Source organism: Massilia sp. Mn16-1_5, assembly GCF_004798585.1.
GTDB lineage: Bacteria > Pseudomonadota > Gammaproteobacteria > Burkholderiales > Burkholderiaceae_D > Telluria.
In genome coordinates this window covers 1-301 of the sequence record NZ_PPXQ01000081.1, presented here as the reverse complement: position 1 = coordinate 301, position 301 = coordinate 1, and the positions used below count along the sequence as shown (strand labels likewise).

General features: G+C 53.5%; 1 rRNA gene. It reads left to right on the top strand.

Annotated features, from left to right (window positions below):
- Positions 1-301, top strand: a 23S ribosomal RNA gene (locus tag C2862_RS25115); the annotation flags it as partial.

Below are 301 nucleotides of genomic sequence, written 5' to 3'. Positions count from 1 at the left end.
CGGCCCCTAAGGCGAGGCAGAGATGCGTAGCTGATGGGAAGCAGGTTAATATTCCTGCACCGTCGTATGATGCGATGGGGGGACGGATCGCGGAAGGTTGTCTGACTGTTGGAATAGTCAGTTTCTGGTTCATAGGAGGTACTTAGGCAAATCCGGGTACAGAATCCAAGGGGCTGGGACGAGCGGCTTTATGCTGCGAAGCAATCGGAAGTGGTTCCAAGAAAAGCCTCTAAGCTTCAGTCATACGAGACCGTACCGCAAACCGACACAGGTGGGCGAGATGAGTATTCTAAGGCGCTTG